We start from the raw sequence: 16,462 nt of genomic DNA, 5'->3' as shown, positions 1-16,462 counted from the left end.
TTCCTGCTACATCAGACGTACAAAAACTACTCGACTCGATATAATATTTATTCGGAGTCGAATAGTATTCTGACACACCGGGCCGGGCTCCTCGGCGCTGGACGTCGAACCGGATCGGACCCGCGGACCGGCCGCTCGTCGACCGAGTTTCGTGGAAAAAGTCAGCGCCGGTGCGGATCCGGCTGGCCGTCGCCTCGGTTCCGGTCGCGGGTCGCGCTACTCCAGCGCGTACGTCTCGTCGCCGTCGAGGACGACGGGTTCGGCGGCGGCTCCCGCGGCCTTGACCTCGTTGACGAACTCGCGGGTCTCGATCTCGATCGGGCCGAACGAGTCGTAGTGCATCGGGAAGACCACGTCGGCTCCCACCCAGTCGGCGGCGATGCCGGCCCCCGCGGGCCCCATCGTGAAGTGGTCTCCGGCGGGCAGGGCGGCGGCGTCCGGTTCGAGGTACGGCGCGATCACGTCGACCATCTCGGACATCAGGCCCGTGTCGCCGGCGTGGTAGAACGTGGTGCAGTCGGCGTCCGACTCCTGAGTCGGCTTCTTGTCCCCGACCACGAACCCGGCCGGCATCCCGGCGGAGTAGTCGGGGTCGTTTTCGATCCCGTTCGTGTGGTCCGCGCGGACCATCGTCACCCACGCGTCGCCGCACTCGGCGGTGCCGCCGATGTTCATCCCGCCGGCCGGGAGCGTGTGCTCGTGGCCGAAGTTCTCCTGAACGTAGCCGGTCAGTTCCGGCGTGGCGACCACGGTCGCGTCCGGGAACGCCCCGGCGTCGGCGATGTGGTCGGAGTGGCCGTGGGTCAAGAGCAGGTAGTCGGGGTCGAGCTCCTCGGGGGCGACGTCGGTCTTCGGGTTGTCGAAGAACGGGTCGATGAGCAGCTCCGTGTCCCCGACGACGACGTGCCACGTGGAGTGGCCGTGCCAGGTGAGTTCCATGGTACGTTCGGTACGTCTCGGCGAGCGCTAATAAAACTCGACACCGCGGATCCGCGTCCCCGGTCGGCGAAAGCAATTAACCCCGGCGAGCGCGAACTACGTGGCGAATGCCCTCCGAGACCAGCGACCCGAACGGTCCGGCCGCCGCGTGCCCGGCCTGCGGGGACCCGGTGCCCGCCGGGGCGAGCTTCTGTCCCGACTGCGGTGCCGACCTCGGCGACCCGGGCGACCCCGCCTACTGCCCGGAGTGCGGCGAGGCGTTCGACGACGGCGACCGGTTCTGCTCGAACTGCGGCGCGTCGCGGCCGGGCGGCGGCGCGACGGCCGTCGGGTCCGGTCGGTCGCACACCGGCTCCGAGCGGTCGAGCGGAACCGGTTCCGCCCGGTCGAGCGGGACCGATCCCTCCCGGCCGGCCGCCTCGGCGTCGGTCCCTGGAGAGAGCTCACAGGCGTTCCGCCGTCGGGTTCAAAACCACCTCGACGCCGGGTGGGAGATCGAGCGGGACGACGGCGACCGCGTCGTCCTCGTCGACAGGGGGATCGGCTCGGTCGGTCTCCACCTCCTCCTCTTCGCCTTCACCAGCGGCATCGGAAACCTCCTGTACGGCTGGTGGCACTACTCCAAGCTCGCCGAGCGCCGTCGACTCGTTCGCGGCGACGAGACGCCCGTCCGCGTCCCCTCCAACGACGAGTCGGCGGAGCGGGTGGAGACGGTCACCGCGTACCTCATGACGATGTTGCTCCTGCTGATCGGCGGCTTCATCGCGTTCTTCGGAACGGCGACCGGCTCGCCGACCGTCGCGCTGATCGCGCTCGCGTTCGCCGGACTCGGGCTGGGCGTCGCCCCGCCCGTCCGCCGCCGGCTGGACCGCCGTCACGGGGTCACGAATTTCGGCCGGCAGAGGACGGTGGACCACCGGATCCTCCGCCCGCCCGAGACCCCCGACGACACCTGCGTCGTCTGCGGCGAGGCGTTCGAGCGCGGCCTCGTGCGGCGGCGGCGCGACGAGACGGTCGTCGCCGGCGTTCCGGTCCGCACCCACTCGGTCCGCCGCAACCACTACTGCGCCGACTGCGCGCGGTCGGAGGTGTTCGGCGGCGACGGCCTCGGCGACCTGTCGCTCGACGACCTCGCGGACGACGGGGGGCTCGAAACCGACGCGACCGGCGACGAGACGATCGACGGCGACACCCCGCCCGGGGGGTCGACGGAGGAGACGGCGGACGCGTCGGTCCGCGAGGCGACCGACTCGACCGAGTGAGCCGGCGGGGCCGGCGGGTCGCGCCCGTCCCTTGCCCCTCCGGGAACGCTTTTCGGGCGGCCGGCCGATCGCTCCCGTATGTACCGCGCACGGTTCCGCGACCCGGCCGGATCGATCCGCGACGGCGAGTACGACCCGGCGACCGACACGGTCGCCTTCGGCGGCGACGAGTACGCGCTCTCGGACCCCGACATCGACGTGCTCGCGCCGACCGACCCCTCGAAGATCGTCTGTATCGGACGCAACTACGCCGACCACGCCGAGGAGCTGGGCAACGACGTGCCCGACCGCCCGCTGCTCTTCCTGAAGCCGCCGAACGCGGTGGCGAGCCACGGCGACACCGTGACCGTTCCGGCCGGAAAAGACCGGATCGACTGGGAGGCGGAGTTCGCGGTCGTGATCGGCGAGCAGTGTAAGTCGGTCGACGCCGCGGACGCGATGGACGTGGTCGCCGGCTTCACCTGTATGAACGACGTGTCGAACCGCGAGGACCAGAACAAGGAACAGAACTGGGTCCGCGGGAAGGCGTTCGACGGCGCGGCCCCGCTGGGTCCCGTCCTCGCGACGCCGGACGAGGTGCCCGCCGACGCGAGCGTCGAACTCCGCGTCAACGGGGAGACGAAGCAGTCCAGCGACCGCGAACACATGATCTTCGACGTGCCGACGCTGATCGAGGAGATCACGACGTACCTCACGCTCGAACCCGGCGACGTCATCGCGACGGGCACCCCCGAGGGCGTCGGTGCCCTCGCCGACGGCGACACCGTCGAGGTGGAGATCGAGGGCGTCGGCACCCTCGAACACGACGTTCGGGTGCCCTGAAACGGTCGGTTTCGGCCGATCGCTCGTCCGTCCCATCCGACCGCCCTCCGCCTCGTCGCTCGCTACCACACCTCGTTTCCGGTGAACGCTTATGTGGCGGCCGTCGGACTCGGCGGTGTGGAGACCGGTTCGTTCGTCGCCCGTCCGCGAGTATCGCCCCCGACCGCACACGGAGCGAGACGCTCCCCTCCCCGGGCCGACGCGAGCGCCCGACCACATGTCACGAGACGACGACACGACGAACGAACGCGACGCACCGACCGACTCCGACGGGTCGACTGACCCCGGCACACCGACCGATTTCGGCGCGCCGTCCGCCGACGCGACGCCCGCCGTCGTCGCCGCGCGGACCGCCGACGGCCCGCCCGACACGACCGAGATCCGCGAACTGGCCGCCGCGGCCGGCTACGCGGCGATCGGCGAGGTCACCCAGCAACGGCGCGAGGACCCGACCTACGACCTCGGCCGCGGGAAGGCCGAGGACCTGATGCGGCTGGTCGCCAACGCGGACGCCGAGGCCGTGATCTACGACGGGTCGCTGTCGCCGGGACAGACGTTCTCGCTCGGCGACCTGCTGCCGACCGGGACCGCGGTGATCGACCGCCCGCGGCTCGTGTTGGAGCTGTTCGCCGACGCCGCCGACTCGCGCGCCGCCGACCGACAGCTGGAGCTGGCGCGGCTCCGCTACGAGCTCCCCCGGCTCCGGGAGGCGATCGCCCGCGACAGCGGGGAGGACGTGCGCCTCCGGCCGGAGGGGGACAGCCGCGTCCGCGACGTCGAAAAGCGGATCGAGTCGGCCGAGCGCGCCCTCGACGAGATCGCCGACGACCGGGCGGCGCGGCGGGCCGAGCGCCGGGACGCCGGGTTCGACCTCGTCGCGCTCGCGGGCTACGCCAACGCCGGGAAGTCGACGCTCGCGCGCCGGCTCGCGGACGAGGTGACGGACTCGGAGCCGGGCGGCGGGCCGGCCGACCTCGCAGTCACGCTCTCCGTGGACGGCAGCCCGTTCGAGACGCTCTCGACGGCGACGCGCCGGGCGACGCTCGGCGGTCGGCGCACGCTGCTTACCGACACGGTGGGGTTCCTCGACGGCCTGCCCCACGGGGCCGTGCGCTCCTTCCGGACGACCATCGAGGCGATCCGGCGCGCCGACTGCGCGCTGCTCGTCGTCGACGCGAGCGACGACCCGGCCGACCTCCGCCGGAAGCTCCGGGCGTCGCTGTCGGCGATCGAGGCGACCGACGGTCCGCTGGTCCCCGTGCTGTCGAAGGCGGACGAAGCGGGGGAAGCCGGTACCGAGGCGGACGGCCTCGCGGCGGCGACCGAGGCGTACGAGGCCGCCGTCGCGGACCTCGACCCCGACGAGTCGCCGGTGGTCGCGTCGCTCCGCCCGCCGGTCCCGGTCAGCGCCCGCGACGACGTCGGCCTCGACGAGCTCGCGGCGGCGGTCGCGGACGCGCTCCCGACCGCGACGGCGACCGTCGCGGCCCCGAACGGCGGCGACGCGCAGGCCGCGCTCTCGTGGGCGTACGACCGGGGCGTCGTCGAGGGCGTCGACTACGAGGGCGACGCCGTCACCGTCGAACTCGCGGGACGGCCCGCGGTCGTCGACGAGGCGGAGCGGCGGTTGACGAGAGGCGGTCCGGACGGGTGAACCGCGGTCGGCAAGACCACGCTTAAGCCCGACGCTCCCCGAGTTCCGTACATGGAACCACGTGATCTCTCCGATCACTCGCCGTACGTGCCCGGGCGGGGCGTCGAGGAGGTCGCCCGCGAGCGCGGGATCGACCCCGACGACCTCATCAAACTCTCCTCGAACGAGAACCCGCACGGCCCGAGTCCGGCGGCCGTCGAGGCGATCCGCGAGCACGCCGACCGGGTGAACCAGTACCCGAAGTCCTCGCACACGGACCTCACCGCGAAGATCGCGGAGCTATGGGACGTCGACGACGAGCAGGTGTGGGTGTCGCCGGGGGCCGACGGCTCGATCGACTACCTCTCGCGCGCGGCCCTCGAACCGGGCGACGAGGTGCTGGTGCCGAGCCCCGGCTTCGCCTACTACGCGATGTCCTCACGGTACCACCACGGCGGGGTGACGGAGTACGACCTCTCCCCGGCCGACGGGTTCGCGCAGGACGCGGAGACGGTGCTGTCCGCCTACGGCGGCGAGCGGATCGTCTACGTCACCTCGCCGCACAACCCCTCCGGCTCGACGATGCCGCTCGACGAGGTCGAGGCGGTCGCGGACGCGACCGCGCCGGAGACCCTCGTCGTCGTCGACGAGGCGTACGGCGAGTTCGCCGACGTCGACAGCGCGATCCCGCTCGTCGACGAGCGCGACGACGTGGCGGTCCTCCGCACCTTCTCGAAGGCGTACGGGCTCGCCGGGCTCCGGATCGGGTACAGCGTCGTCCCCGAGTCGTGGGGCGAGGCGTACGCCCGCGTCAACACCCCGTTCGCGGCGAACGAGCTCGCCTGCCGGGCGGCGCTCGCCGCGCTCGACGACGACGGACACGTCGAGAAGACGGTCGAGACCTCCCGCTGGGCCCGCGGGTACATCGCCGACGAACTCGACGCGCCGACGGTCGACTCCGCCGGGAACTTCGTCCTCGCCGCGGTCGGCGACGGCGAGCGCGTCGCCGAGGCGGCACAGGAGCGCGGCGTGATCATCCGGGACTGCACCTCGTTCGGGCTCCCGGAACACGTCCGGATCTCGACCGGCACCCGCGAGGAGACGCGCGAGGCGGTCGCGCTGCTCAACGAGACGCTCGCGGACCTCGAACTCGGTGTCCGGGCGTGAGCGGCGGGGCAGACGGCGCGGACGACGCCGAGGCCGCGGCCGACGGCGGTGGCGACCGCGCCGACCGCGTCGCCGTCACGGGGACGCCGGGAACGGGGAAGACCACGGCGACGGCGCTGCTCGAAGGCGAGTACGACGTGATCCACCTCAACGAGCGGATCAAGGGAGACGACGACCTGTGGACCGAGCGCGACGCCGACCGCGACACGCTCGTCGCCGACCTCGACGCGGTCCGCGAGGCGCTCGGCGACTGGGCCGGCGTCCTCGACTCGCACCTCGCGCACCGGTTCGACGTCGACCGCGTCGTCGTGTTGCGCTGTCGCCCCGAGGCGATCGAGTCCCGGCTCGAAGCCCGCGGCGAATCGCCGGAGACCGCCGCGGAGAACGCGGAGAGCGAGGCGCTCGACGTGATCCTCTCGGAGGCGGTCGCCGAACACGGCGCGGAGCACGTCTACGAGGTCGACGCGACCGACCGCGACCCCGAGGCGGTCGCCGACGCGATCCGCGCGGCGGTCGAGGGCGAGCGCGAGCCGAGCGCCGGCACCGTGGACTTCATCGATTATATATGAGCCGGCCGCGAGCGTCGAGACGGTAGATGACCCTCGACCAGTACCGCTCCGTGGCGGACCGCCTGCTCGGGCCGTGGGTGTCGGCGGCCGACAGGCTCGACCTCTCGCCGGATCAGGTGAGCGTGATCGCCTTCCTCGTCGCGGTCGCGGCCGCCGCCGCGTTCGCCGTCGGGTCGGCCGCCTTCTACGCGGCCGGCGCGCTGTGCGTCCTCCTCAACGGCTGGCTGGACCTCGTCGACGGGGCGCTCGCGCGTCATCAGGGGATCGCCTCGGACGGCGGCGACTTCCTCGACCACGTCCTCGACCGCTACGCCGACGTGGCGGTCATCGGAGGCCTCACGGCCGGGATCGGGGCGTACGCGCTCGGCTTCGCCGCCGTCACGGGCGTCCTCCTCACCTCGTACCTCGGGACGCAGATCCAGGCGGTCGGCATCGGCCGCGAGTACGGCGGCCTCCTCGGCCGCGCGGACCGACTCGCGCTCATCGGGGTCGGCGGCGTCGTCGCCGCCGCGTACTCGGAGCCGATCGTCGCCGGGCTCAACGTCGTCGGCCTCCTGCTCGCGCTGTTCGCGGTCGTCGGGCACCTCACCGCGGTCCAGCGGTTCCTCGGTGCCTGGCGCGACCTGTAGGCGGTCGGTCCGCGGGACGGCGGTCGACGAGGCGGACACGTTCGAGCGAGAAACCATCCTCGTGAGAGAGCGTCCTCGATCCGAGAGATGACCACCGAAATCGACCTCCGGGACCGGCCGGACGACGAGCACCGAGACCGAATCCGCGGCGCGCTCGACGGGGCGGAGCCGGGCGAGGAACTCCGTATCGCCGCCGACCGCGACGTCGGCGTCCACCTGATCCGGTATCAGATCGAGCGCGGCCGCGACGAGGGAACAATTTAAAAGCGTCCGGTCGGAACGGGAGGTATGCCAACGTTCGAACTGAACCTCTCGGACGACGTGTACGCCGAGTTCCAGCAGCTGGCGGAACAGGAGTTCGTCTCGGAGGAGCAGGCCGCCGAAGACCTCATCGCGTCCGGCATCGAGGCGTACAACGTGAGCGTCGTGGACGACGAGCGCCGCGACGAGATGCTCGACGGTGCCGAGAACAACATGTTCGACACCGCCGAAGACCCCGGTAGCCTCGAAGACGACCGGCTCTGAGGCTCGCGCGCCGACCTCGTTCTCCCGACCGTCCGACTCAGTACCCCAGTCCGAGCAGCCGGTTCGCCGACAGCGTCGCCAGCCCGAGCGCCATCACGGCGGCGAGCAGCGCGAACGCGACCGGCCACCCGGCCGCGTCGGAGACGCTCCCGACGACGACGCTGCCGGACGCGCCCGTGACCATGTAGGCGGTCCGGACGAGCCCGAACCCGGCCCCGCGCTCCTCGTCGGAGAGCAGGTCCATGAACCGCGACTGGACCGGCGCGCCCCACGACATCGCGAGGCCGACGAAGCCGACGCCGGCGACGGTGACGGGCAGCCCTAAATCGAGCGTCGCGGCCGCGACGAGGGTCCCGTAGCCGACGACGCCCGCGGCCATCGTCACCATCGCCGTGGCGTCGCGGCCGATCCGGTCGGAGACGGATCCGGTCACCGGCTGGGTGCCGCCGTGGACGAGGAAGTACACCGAGAACAAAAGCGCAGACAGCGCGGTCGACAGCCCGGTCCCCACCTCCAGGAAGGTGGGGAGAAAGGAGGCGGTCGCCTGCCACGCGAACGCGCCCATCGTCGCCAGTGCCGTCGTGTAGAGAATCCCCGGCCGCGAGAGCAGTTCGACGAGCGGGCCGAGCGCGAACCGCTCGCCCATCGGCTGGTCCGGGCGGAGCGGTTCCGTCGGGCGGACCCGCCACGCGAACAGCGCGAACACGGGGACCGCGACGGCCGCCCCGAGGAGGACGCCGGCGCGCCAGCCGTAGCGCGCTCCGACGAGCGCGGCGGCCGGCGGTGCCGCCAAGCCCGCGAGCGGCCCCCCGGCGACGTGGACGCCGACGGCGCGGCCGGTGTCGGCGAACTGCCGCGTCAGGAACGTCGTCGCGACCGAGTAGTGGAGCCCCGCCCCCACGCCGAGCATGGCCGCGAACAGCGCGAACGCGAGCATCGACGGCGACGCCGCGAGGAGCACCGACGCGACCGCGGTGGCACCGACAGCGGTGAGGATCACGCGGCGCTCGCCGTAGCGGTCGCCGAGGACGCCGGAGGGGAACTGCGCCAGCGCGTACGTGAGCCACATCCCGCTGAGCGCCAGCCCGACGGTGCCGTTGGTCACGCCGAACTGCGCCGTGATCTGCGGGACGAGCGGGCTGACGACCAGCCGCGCCACCATCGTCCCGGTGAACGCGAGCGTACAGAGCGCGAGCGCCGTGTGTTCGTACCGCCAGTTCACGGTCGACGTTGCCGGCGGCCCGGAAAGCGAGTTCCGATCTCGGTCGGTGCCCCGGCTCCGGTACCGCTCTCGGACCGTCGTCAGTTGTTTCAGTAGGTTTACTTGACGGGCGCGAGAACGCCGACCTGTATGTCCCTCCAGATCGGTGCGACGATAGCGAACGGCCTCCGCCGCGTCGCGAATCGGAACGGCCTGCTCTTGATCCTCGCCTCCGTCGGCTTGGGGGCGGCGTGGCAGGTCGCGTTCAACAGCGCCGCCGCCGCGGCGCTCCCGCCCGAGGTCGCCGGCGAACTCGCTCCCGCGCTCGACGCGCCGTTCCCGGTCCTCGTCGCCCTCACGGTCGCGACGTTCCTGCTCCTGCCGGTCCTCTCGATCGCCGCGGTCCGGACCTTCGTCGCGGGCGAGAGCGACCGGATCCCGCGCGAGTTCTTCACCCGGCGGATAGTCTGGGTGGTCGCGAACCTCGCCGTCGGCGGTCTCGTCTTCAGCGTGTTGCTCACGCTCGGCACGCTCCTGCTCGTGATCCCGGGGATCGTCGTCTACGTCTCCCTCCTCTTTATGACCGTCTTCGTCGCCGTCGAGGACGAGAACTTCGTCGCCGCGATGCGCGACAGCTGGCGGCTCACCCGCGGCAACTGGCTCCGCCTGTTCGGGCTGCTCCTCGTCGTCGTCGTCCCGTTCACCGCCGCCATAGGTGTCCTGTCGACGGGGCTCGCGATCGCGTTCGGCCCCGGGTCCGCCGTGCCGACGCTCGCCGTCATCGCCGTCTCGATGCCGTTCAGTATCGCGATCCTCGGCGTTCTCGCCGAGGCGTTCCTCCGCCTCCGCGACGAGCGCGGCCGGGACCCCGCGTCCGACGCACGCGACACGGTCGACGCCGGTACACGGACGATCTGAGCCTCGAAATCAGTCGACGACCAGCTTCCGCGGGTAGTCGGTGAGGTTCTCGTACCCGCCCTCGGTGACGACGACGAGGTCCTCGATCCGGACGCCGCCGACCGCGGGGTCGTAGAGGCCGGGCTCGACCGTGATCACGTGGCCCGGTTCCAGCTCCTCCCCGCCGCTCGCGAGCCGCGGCGACTCGTGGACGTCGAGGCCGATGCCGTGTCCGGTCGAGTGGATGAACCCGGTCTCCGTCTCGGGGTCGGTGCGGAACGTCGGCTCGCCGGCCTCCTCGTACACCTCGCAGGCGGCGGCGTGGACGTCCGCGCCGGTCGCGCCGGGCTCGACCGCGTCGAGCGCGGCCTCCAGCGCGCGCTCGGTGAGGTCGTACCACTCGCGGAGCGTCTCGTCCGGTTCGCCGACGGAGAACGTCCGCGTCATGTCGGCGTTGTACTTCGTCGCCTTCGAGCGCGGGAAGATGTCGACGATGATCGCCTCGTTCGCCCGGAGCGGACCAGAGCCGCGGTCGTGCGGGTCCGCGGCCTGTTCGCCGCCGGCGACGATCGTCTCGTCGAGCGCGCAGCCGTGGCGGAGGAGGGTCACCTCGATTTCCTCGGTCACGCGCTCGCTGGTGAGGGGGTCGCCGTCGCGGAGCAGGACGCCCGCCTCCGCGTCGTCGCCCTCGCCCGCCACGTCGGCCCCGGCGATCAGGTCCTCGGCGGCCCGCATCGCCGCCTCGTTCGCCGCCTGGGCCTCGCGGATCGCGTCGACCTCCTCGTCGGTCTTGACCGCGCGGACCGCCTGGAGGCGGTCGTCGGTGTCGACCGAGACCTCGACGCCGCGCTCCCGGAGGGCGTCCGCGGTGCCGACCGGCCCGCGGGGCGGCATCGAGACGGACTCGACGCCCTTGTCGCGGACGAACGCGGCGTACATGTCGTCGCGGGCCTCGCGGCCGCCGTACTCGTAGTCGTAGTCGGCGTGGCGCTCGACGGTGTCGGCTGTCGCCTCCGACTTCGCGCGGCCGTACTCCAGCCCGCTGACGAGGACGTGGACCTCGCCGTCGGCGTACAGCGTGAGGAAGGGGTCGGGACCGGTGAACCCGGAGAGGTACAGCTGGTTGGCGTCCTCCTGCGAGGCGTCGAGCAGGTAGCCGTCGGCGTCCAAGTCGGCGAGCGTCTCGTCGAGCCGCGTTCGGTTCATGCGCCACACTGCTCGGGCGACGCTCAAAGCGGTTGTCCTCGCGGAACTTCAGGGGCGGGAGGAGACCGCGGCGGACCGGCGGGGCACCGCGGCGACGCTCGCGAAACGCCTATATACTACACCCCCGCTCGCGAGGCGTCCGACCTCCGTCGCGTTTTCTTCCGTCCGCTCGGTCGCTAAATCCGAATCCTAAAGGGTTTTACACGCCGTTTTCGGGCGTGTTCCCGAGACACCAGACACGCGAACTTTTAAGTATTTGGGTCACTTACCTGAGGGTGAGGAAAACACCGAGAATCGTCCCTCGGTTCCGTTGTTCCCTCCACGTACCAAACCAATGAGCGAGAACCTTCGAACGTACACGACAGAGCACGTCGACGAGAGCGAGACCGAGTCGGAGACCGAAGAGGAGGAGCTTCGGTGTCCCGAGTGCGGCGGACAGTTAGCGACCGACACCGAGCACGGCGAGACCGTCTGCGTCGACTGCGGGCTCGTCGTCGAGGAGGACGAGATCGACCGCGGGCCGGAGTGGCGCGCGTTCGACTCCAAGGAGAAGGACAACAAGTCGCGCGTCGGGGCCCCGACGACGAACATGATGCACGACAAGGGGCTGTCGACGAACATCGGCTGGCAGGACAAAGACGCCTACGGNAGTCGCGCGTCGGGGCCCCGACGACGAACATGATGCACGACAAGGGGCTGTCGACGAACATCGGCTGGCAGGACAAAGACGCCTACGGTAAGTCGCTGTCCAGCCGCCAGCGCGAGAAGATGCAGCGGCTGCGGACGTGGAACGAGCGCTTCCGCACCCGCGACTCGAAAGAGCGCAACCTGAAACAGGCGCTCGGCGAGATCGACCGCATGGCCAGCGCCCTCGGCCTCCCGGACAACGTCCGCGAGACCGCGAGCGTCATCTACCGCCGGGCGCTCGACGAGGACCTGCTCCCCGGCCGCTCCATCGAGGGCGTCTCCACGTCGTCGCTGTACGCCGCCGCCCGGCAGGCGGGGACGCCGCGCAGCCTCGACGAGATCGCGGCCGTCTCCCGGGTGGAGAAGGACGAGATCGCCCGGACGTACCGCTACGTCGTCCGCGAGCTGAAGCTGGAGATCCAGCCCGCCGACCCCGAGAGCTACGTCCCGCGGTTCGCCTCGGACCTCGGCCTCTCGGACGAGGCCGAGCGCCGCGCCCGCAGCCTGCTCGACACCGCGAAGGAACAGGGCATCCACTCGGGCAAGTCGCCGGTCGGACTCGCCGCCGCCGCGGTGTACGCCGCCTCGCTGCTCGTCAACGAGAAGGTGACCCAGAGCGAGGTCAGCGAGGTCGCGAACATCAGCGAGGTCACCATCCGGAACCGGTACCACGAGCTCCTCGAGGCCGAGGACTCGGTCGCGCTGAACTGAGCGCTCCGCCGTCTCGTTCTCTTGACGCGTTCGAAGGCCCCGGCGCTTCGCCCGAGCCGTAACCGCGAAGGCGGCGGGTCGCCACCCGAAACCATGGAGACGACTCGCCACTTCACGGCGACGACCTACATCGTCAACGACGGGGCGACCGCCCTACACGACCACGAGCGGCTCGGAATCAAGCTGCCGCCCGGCGGCCACGTCGACCGCGACGAGCTGCCGCACGAGGCCGCGCGCCGCGAGGTCCGCGAGGAGACGGGGCTAGAGCCCGAACTGGTCGCGACGGAGTCGGATATCACGGGCCCGAACACCCGCGGGCTCCCGGAGCCGGCCCACCTCATGCTCCACGACATCAACGTTCACGAGGACGGCTCCGTGGGCCACCAGCACGTCGACCACCTCTACTACGCCCGCGTCGACTCCCGAGAGATCGCCCCCGAGGGCGACGACGAGGTCGACCCGGAGCGCTGGCGGTGGTACGCCCCGGCGGAACTCGCGGCGAGCGACCTCCCCGACGACGTCGTCGACCTCGGCCGAGAGGCGATCGCCGCCGTCGGCGACGACTGAGCGATCCGGGCCGGGAAGCCGGGGCGATCAGGCGACCGCCGCCGACCGCCGCAGTGCGGTCCGATCCGAAAATCCCGCGTCAGACGGCCGTCTCACGCTCCGGAAGGTATTTGGGTCGGTGCTGGCGACGTACTCACAACGATGGACGCACAGCGACGGGAAGCGATCGGCGAGTGGGACGACCGCTCGTTTTCCGACGGGTTCGCGGGGCTCGGGCGGATCGTCAGCGACGGGTTCTCCGGCGCAGCGACCGACGGGACCGGTTGGCTGTTCTTCGCCGACGGGAAGGTCGTCGGCGTCGTCGACGGCACGCTCGACGCCTTCGCCGACGCCTCGGGGACCGTCTACCGGGCCCCGGACGAGGCGCTCCCCGTGCTCTTCGCGATGCAGGAACTGGGCGGCGAGCCGCGGGCGAAGTACTACACCAACGACACGCCGCTGACCGAGGCCGACCGCAAGCTCTCGCAGGGGGGATTCACCGGCTACGTCGAACTGTCGGAGAACGTCCTCTCCGGCGACTACTACGTCGCCTACACCGGCGGCGAGTCGATGGCGGCGGCGTACGTCGGCAACGCGAGGCGGCTGGAGACCGGCGAGGAGGCGTTCGACCTCGCCGCCGACGAGGTCGGCATCTACACCGTGTACGAGGTCGACTTGGACGTGCGCCCGCTCCCAGACGGCGCGGAAGGTTCGGCGGGCGACTCGGGCATCGCCGGCCCGGGCGAGACCACCGACGAGGGCGGCGAAGTCGCCGCCGCCGAGCCCGCCGACTCGGCCGATCCGACCGCCTCGGCCGGCTCCGACGCCGCGATCGACCCGACCACCTCGACGGATCCGGACACCGCGGGCGACGCCGACGGGGAGCCGGCCGACGAGCCGGAGGCTGTCGGAGACGACCGCAATCCGTCGGTCGACGACGCGCCCGGGACACCCGTCGAGGGCGACGACGGCACGTCCGCCGACGCGACGGGCTCCGAGACGGGTCCCGCCGCGGACGACGGGGAGCGGAGCCCCGACGCGGTCCGGATCGGAGACGCCGACGCACCCGATGCCGCCGACGCCGCGGAGGGCGACGGCCCCGGAGACGGAGACCGGGGACGGGCGTCGCCCACCGGAGGCAACGGAGCCGAGGCGGGCGACGCGCCCGACTCCGAGGACGTTTTCTCGGAGGAGGCCGAGTGGCGCGAGCAGAAGTCGATCCCCGCGCTCGACCCCTCCGAGGCCGGCGGCAAGCCCCGAGCGCCGGACGAGCGCCGCGCCGCGTCGTCGCAGCGCTCCCGGTCGGTCGACGAACGCGGCCGGGCGGAGCGGGGCGAGTCGGACCCCGACGGCGGGTCCCCGTCGCCGCGCTCTACACGGGGGTCGGCGTCGACCCCGTCTGCGGTCTCGAAGCGCGACAGCCGCGGCGCGACGGGCGGCGCGGACTCCGAGCGGGTTCGGAAGCTGGAGGCGGCCTTAGAGGAGACGGAGACGGAGCGGCAGTCGCTCGCCGAGGAGCGCGACCGGCTGGCGGCCGAACGCGACGAGATCGAGACGGAGCGCGACGAGCTCGCCGCCGAGGTCGATCGGCTGGAAACGGAGACCGAGGAGCTCAGGGAGGAGCGCGACCGCCTCCGCCGCGAGCTCTCGGACGTGAAGGATCGGCTCCCGGACGCCGAGCGCACGCTCACGCCGGGCGAGGCGCGCAACGGCACGAACCTGTTCATCAGGTACGACTCGAAGGAGGGCGCGACGCTGGCCGACGCCCACGACGGGAGCGTCGACCGCGAGACGCTCCGCGAGAACCTCCGGGTCGAACACCACACGAGCTTCGAGACCGACGGGCTCGCCGTGGACGGGCGGCCGTTCGAGGAGTTCCTCGCGGACACCATCGAGTACGGCTTCACCCGCTGGCTCGTCGAGGACCTCCCGTTCGAGGTCCGCGGGACCGGCAACGAGGGAACGCTCCGCGACCTCTACGACGCGCTCCCCGAGGTCGACCGCGCCGAGATCGGCGGCACGGTGTCGATCGAGCTCCGCGAGGGCGGCGAGGAGACCAGAGAGCAGCGGACGTTCGACCTCGTGTTGCGCGACCGGATGGGCCACCCGCTGTTCGTCGCCGACCTGAACGACAGCCGGGACCCGACGCCCGAGGGAACGTTAGAGTCGCTCGTCGGGAACGGGCGCGACATCGCGGAGTCGAACGAGACGTTCGCCGGGGCGTTCGCCGTGACGGAGAGCTTCTTCGAGCCGGGGGCCTTGGAGACCGCGAGCGACGCGGTCGGCGGCGGCCTGTTCAGCCGGTCGAAGCGGGCGAGCTTCGTGAAGCTCTCCCGCAAGCAGGGGTTCCACCTGTGTCTCGTCGAGGCGCGCGACGGCGGGTTCCACATGACGGTCCCCGACCTGTAGGCGTCGTTAGGCGCTTCGAATCGACCGATTGCGGCTCCGAGGAAACGCGGCTCGTACGTCGGCGGGCGAAATCGGAATTCCGGTCAGTTCTCGAGTTCCGCTGCGTCGTCGATCCGCATGGAACCGAGCTTCTCGACGGTCTCGTCGAGCTTCTCGTCGAGTTCGTCGACGAACTCGTGGGTCCGCTCCGTGGTGATCGCTCCCTGACTGGACGGCTCGATGAGGTTTTCTTCCTCGAGGACGCGCAGCGAGTACCGGACCTTGTGGTGCGGGTAACCCGTCTCGTTCGACATCTTCACGATGCCGATCGGCTCGTTCTCGATGACCATCCGCAGGACCTGGAGGTGCCGCTCCAGCATGTCTACCTCTTTCTCTAATCGGTCTATCATGGCACATGTTAACTCGTCATGCCCCCGTTTAAAAGTTGCTGTCGGCGGCGGGGAATGCGCGCGTCCGCCCTAAGCGGACGCGTCGATCTCGGCCTTCGACGTGGGAGTAGTTAACGTGTTCGATCGCGGGACGGCGATGCGATCCCGATCCGGCGCGGGAGACGGCGGAGACGCCGGCGGGGCGCTGCGGCGTGAGAATACACGAACGAGCGTATTCGGATCCGTGTGATTATTTTGTGATCCATGTTCGTGGTGGTCTCGCGACCGCAGACCGTAATCGGTTTTACCCCCGGCCGGGAACCGGCAGGTCGTATGACACTCACCATCGTCGGCTCCCAGCTCGGCGACGAGGGCAAGGGCGCGCTCGTCGACCGATGGGGAGGGGACGCGGACGTCGTAGTCCGTTATCAGGGCGGCGACAACGCCGGCCACACCGTCGTCGAAGGCGGCGCGGAGTACAAGCTCTCTCTGGTTCCGAGCGGCGCGGTCCGCGGGACCGTCGGAATCTTAGGAAACGGCTGCGTCGTCAACCCCGAGACGCTGTTCACGGAGATCGACGACCTGCGCGAGCGGGGGCTCGACCCGGACGTCCGCGTCGCCCGCCGCGCGCACGTCATCATGCCGTACCACCGCGTGCTTGACGGCATCGAGGAGGAGGTCAAGGCCGACGACGACGCCGGCGACGCGGTCGGTACGACCGGCCGCGGCATCGGCCCGACCTACGAGGACAAGGCGGGCCGGCGCGGGGTCCGGATCGCCGACCTGCTCGACCCCGACGTGCTCCGCGAGAAGCTGGAGTACGTCGTCCCGCAGAAGCGCGCGCTCGTCGAGGACGTGTACGGGCTCGACCTCGACGACGACGATCGCGCT

At 71.2% G+C, this 16,462-nt stretch carries 16 protein-coding genes and 1 pseudogene; 13 read left to right on the top strand and 4 right to left on the bottom strand.

The features are described 5' to 3' along the window. Positions 1-216 precede the first annotated feature (216 nt). Entirely contained in the window at positions 217-939 is a 723-nt protein-coding gene (locus tag C472_RS02905; RefSeq protein ID WP_006628294.1) for a metal-dependent hydrolase, read from the bottom strand. 107 nt (positions 940-1,046) lie between these two features. Between C472_RS02905 and C472_RS02900 the strand changes: the two genes are divergently transcribed. From C472_RS02900 to C472_RS02870, 8 genes are all read left to right on the top strand, one after another. Beyond that, entirely contained in the window at positions 1,047-2,201 is a 1,155-nt protein-coding gene (locus C472_RS02900; RefSeq protein WP_006628293.1) for a zinc-ribbon domain-containing protein, read from the top strand. Positions 2,202-2,279: 78 nt separating this feature from the next. Then, positions 2,280-3,023: a fumarylacetoacetate hydrolase family protein gene (locus C472_RS02895; RefSeq protein ID WP_006628292.1), complete on the top strand. Its 744-nt coding sequence runs from the start codon at positions 2,280-2,282 to the stop codon at positions 3,021-3,023. Between the two features lie 217 nt (positions 3,024-3,240). Beyond that, on the top strand, positions 3,241-4,677 hold the full coding sequence (locus tag C472_RS02890) for an HflX-like GTP-binding protein (protein WP_006628291.1): 1,437 nt from the start codon (positions 3,241-3,243) through the stop codon (positions 4,675-4,677). Positions 4,678-4,728: 51 nt separating this feature from the next. Beyond that, a complete protein-coding gene (gene hisC, locus C472_RS02885) occupies positions 4,729-5,823 on the top strand; it encodes a histidinol-phosphate transaminase (protein ID WP_049906235.1) in 1,095 nt (364 codons plus the stop codon). Beyond that, positions 5,820-6,392: an adenylate kinase family protein gene (locus C472_RS02880; RefSeq protein WP_006628289.1), complete on the top strand. Its 573-nt coding sequence runs from the start codon at positions 5,820-5,822 to the stop codon at positions 6,390-6,392. Before hisC ends, C472_RS02880 begins: the two co-directional genes overlap by 4 nt. Positions 6,393-6,418: 26 nt before the next feature. After that, positions 6,419-7,021, top strand: a complete 603-nt coding sequence (locus tag C472_RS02875; protein ID WP_006628288.1) for a CDP-alcohol phosphatidyltransferase family protein — start codon at positions 6,419-6,421, stop codon at positions 7,019-7,021. A gap of 87 nt (positions 7,022-7,108) precedes the next feature. After that, positions 7,109-7,285, top strand: a complete 177-nt coding sequence (locus C472_RS16850) for a DUF2249 domain-containing protein (RefSeq protein WP_006628287.1) — start codon at positions 7,109-7,111, stop codon at positions 7,283-7,285. A 24-nt stretch (positions 7,286-7,309) separates the two neighbouring features. After that, positions 7,310-7,546, top strand: coding sequence for a hypothetical protein (locus tag C472_RS02870; protein WP_006628286.1), 237 nt, complete (start codon positions 7,310-7,312; stop codon positions 7,544-7,546). Positions 7,547-7,583: 37 nt separating this feature from the next. Here C472_RS02870 and C472_RS02865 read toward each other — a convergent pair whose 3' ends face one another. Next, a complete protein-coding gene (locus C472_RS02865) occupies positions 7,584-8,768 on the bottom strand; it encodes an MFS transporter (protein ID WP_006628285.1) in 1,185 nt (394 codons plus the stop codon). 129 nt (positions 8,769-8,897) lie between these two features. Here C472_RS02865 and C472_RS02860 point away from each other — a divergent pair, with 129 nt between their 5' ends. Beyond that, positions 8,898-9,665 (top strand): hypothetical protein, encoded by a 768-nt coding sequence (locus C472_RS02860; protein ID WP_006628284.1) that lies wholly within the window; start codon positions 8,898-8,900, stop codon positions 9,663-9,665. A 9-nt stretch (positions 9,666-9,674) separates the two neighbouring features. Here the strand turns inward: C472_RS02860 and C472_RS02855 are convergent, their stop codons facing one another. Then, positions 9,675-10,850, bottom strand: coding sequence for a M24 family metallopeptidase (locus tag C472_RS02855; protein ID WP_006628283.1), 1,176 nt, complete (start codon positions 10,848-10,850; stop codon positions 9,675-9,677). A 334-nt stretch (positions 10,851-11,184) separates the two neighbouring features. On the opposite strand from C472_RS02855, the pseudogene C472_RS02850 reads away from it, so the two are divergent. From C472_RS02850 to C472_RS02840, 3 genes and pseudogenes are all read left to right on the top strand, one after another. Next, positions 11,185-12,248: pseudogene (locus C472_RS02850) on the top strand (transcription initiation factor IIB). A 93-nt stretch (positions 12,249-12,341) separates the two neighbouring features. Next, the gene (locus C472_RS02845; protein ID WP_006628280.1) at positions 12,342-12,815 is read left to right on the top strand and encodes an NUDIX hydrolase; all 474 of its coding nucleotides are present in this window, start codon (positions 12,342-12,344) and stop codon (positions 12,813-12,815) included. Positions 12,816-12,956: 141 nt separating this feature from the next. Further along, positions 12,957-15,203 carry a DUF7527 domain-containing protein gene (locus C472_RS02840; RefSeq protein ID WP_006628279.1) on the top strand — a complete coding sequence of 749 codons (2,247 nt, stop codon included), beginning with the start codon at positions 12,957-12,959 and terminating at the stop codon, positions 15,201-15,203. Positions 15,204-15,286: 83 nt separating this feature from the next. Here the strand turns inward: C472_RS02840 and C472_RS02835 are convergent, their stop codons facing one another. Continuing rightward, complete coding sequence (locus tag C472_RS02835) at positions 15,287-15,592, bottom strand: hypothetical protein (protein WP_004595838.1); 306 nt, start codon at positions 15,590-15,592, stop codon at positions 15,287-15,289. Positions 15,593-15,904: 312 nt separating this feature from the next. Here C472_RS02835 and C472_RS02830 point away from each other — a divergent pair. After that, positions 15,905-16,462, top strand: a 558-nt coding sequence (locus C472_RS02830) for an adenylosuccinate synthetase (protein ID WP_006628278.1), incomplete at its 3' end; no start/stop codon positions are given.

The organism is Halorubrum tebenquichense DSM 14210, from assembly GCF_000337415.1.
Lineage (GTDB): Archaea > Halobacteriota > Halobacteria > Halobacteriales > Haloferacaceae > Halorubrum > Halorubrum tebenquichense.
Note: the sequence above shows the minus strand (reverse complement) of the source record. Positions and strands in the feature narration are given on the sequence as shown.